The sequence below is a fragment of the Shewanella sp. SG41-4 genome, assembly GCF_014164505.1.
Taxonomy (GTDB): Bacteria; Pseudomonadota; Gammaproteobacteria; order Enterobacterales; family Shewanellaceae; genus Shewanella.
In genome coordinates, this window is the sequence record NZ_JACJFI010000437.1 from 1 (window position 1) to 2,347 (window position 2,347).

The 2,347-nt window shown below is 37.8% G+C and carries 2 protein-coding genes; both read right to left on the minus strand.

The genetic code is table 11. From position 1 onward, the window contains the following. Positions 1–1,953 (minus strand): PAS domain-containing protein (locus tag H5202_RS20755; RefSeq protein ID WP_182773732.1); only part of this gene is annotated, 1,953 nt, incomplete at its 3' end. A gap of 44 nt (positions 1,954–1,997) precedes the next feature. Then, positions 1,998–2,347, minus strand: a 350-nt coding sequence (locus tag H5202_RS20760) for an EAL domain-containing protein (RefSeq protein WP_182773733.1), incomplete at its 5' end; no start/stop codon positions are given.

The window sequence follows — 2,347 nt, forward strand, 5'->3', positions numbered from 1 at the left end:
CAAGCCATGAATACGATAGGTCTCTTCAGAATAAAACAACTCGTTGGTGATTAAATCGAGCTCCCAGCCACCAATACCTGCCATTTTACTGGTGCGGTCTAAATTTTCGGTGACCTTTTTTAATGCGCTTGCTTCGAGTTCGCTATCCGTTAAATCAACAATAGATGAAAGCAGTTTTTTACCTTTATGCGTTTCAATAGTGCATAACCCAATGGATAACGGGAATATAGTGCCATCTTCGCATAAACCACTAATATAATAGCGTTCGGTATCAATCTCTTCACCTGCGGCAATAAAGAACGATTGTCGCCAGGCTAAATGCTGTTCACGAAAAGACTCAGGCACCAGCATAGCAATATTGTTACCTAAGAGATCGTCTCTTGAATAACCAAACAACCTCTCAGTCTGTTTATTAACTAACTCAATAACGCCATTATAATCAACCAGCAAAACCGCATTGGGTAAGGTATCTACAACCATCTCAAACAAATGCTCTAATTGCCTTCTCAATGTGATGTCAACAATACCGCAAATAGCTTGTAACTCACCCTTATATTCAATAACACTCAAACCTATCTCTAGCGGTACTTCTTTGGCGGTTTTGTGTAAGCCATATAATTCTCGACCGCCGCCCATTAATTTAGTTTCAGGTGCAGAGAAAAACGCTTGCATAAAATTAGGGTGTACATGACAAAACCTTGCCGGTAATAGTACATTCATCGATTGGCCTAACAACTCACCTTGGGCGTAGCCAAAAATACGTTCAACTTGAGTATTGGCGAGGGTGATAATACCTTGTCGATTAACCACCATAATACCATTAGGGGCATGGCTTAATATTGAGTTTAGTTCTTGCTCCATAGTCAAAACAGTATTGAGGTGTTGTTGCTTAGCCTTTAATGCGACTTCATTTTTTGTGTTCTTCAATAGCAGTATTAAAATGCCAATAATGACCCAATACCAAAAAATCACCGTGAGTGTTTTGGTTATTGCTAGGTGATTATTTGCCACCGCAAGCACCACCACTTTTCGCTGTGTATTGGTGCTATCTAAGTAAACATTCTCATCAGAAAAAAATAATACCTTAAGCCAACTAAAAAAATCACTGTCATCCTTGGTGAGGTACATACCGTCACCAACATCAGTAAAATCGTCTTCTAGTGTGTATCGTTGACCAATATCAAAGCCAAAGGTTTTCGTCTTATCTGGATGAAGTAAGTAATCACCAGCATCATTGACTAAATAGATATTAATATTTGAGTAAGTTCTGGTGATATCTAGTTGAGAAAATAGTACTTCAGCAGACACATTAATTACGATTTGCCCAATCGATTCTTTTTGCGGTTTCGCTTGAGAAAAAACTAATGTACTCACCCGCATTACCGGTAAGTAAGGGAAGACAAGTGAGCCATTTTCTTGATTGAGATTAAAAGGCGATACATATACATCCCCCTCTTGTAATTTTTGAGCTTCAATAAAATAATCTCTATCACTTTTTTGTTGTAAAGATGAATCAGGTAACGCGATTACGCTACCTTTCATTCGTTCTACTCGAATCGTCTCAAAGCCCGTTTTACTATCAATAAAACGCGCTTGTTCTAGCTCAGGAATACTTTGAATATAATATTTAAATACGTCTTTTAAGTGAGCAATATGGGTATTAAATTGGGCTTGCTGTTCAGTGTCTAATACTGGTTGGTGAGCAAGTGATGCAATGCCTTTTACATCAGGCAGTTTAGATAGGAATAAAGTTTCACGTTTTAAGTTATCTATGTGTTCTCTAAGTATGTCGGCTTTCGCGCGCGCGACGGTATCAATTTCACGCTGTATCGAGTCGACTTCTTGCCAATAAACAAAATGACAAATAATCAGCATTAACACTGCCGCGAATACAAAAGTGATTGCCGATGAATGCGGTTTAATACGATTTAACAAAGGTATTTGCTTTAACATAATTATCTCAATAGTGTTTCATTACCAAATATGCAGTTCACTCACTATATGGCTAAATATTTAGCTTCAAAATCTGCGGCGCAAATCGGTTTAGAATAATAATAACCTTGTATCAAATCGCAGCCTTGAGATTGGCAAAAATCAAGCTGCTCTGCAGTTTCTACCCCTTCGGCAATCACACATAGTCCAAGGTATTTAGCAAAGTTAATCATGGCTTCAAGCACTTTATCTTGGGATTTTTTTTGTTTATAGGCAGCAATAAAACTCTTATCCACTTTTAAAGAATGAATAGGAAACAGGTGTAAATGTTTAATCGATGAATAGCCGGTACCAAAGTCATCCAAAGCTAATTTTACATTTTTTCTGGTCAGCTCATGGAGCCTTTCAACTATGT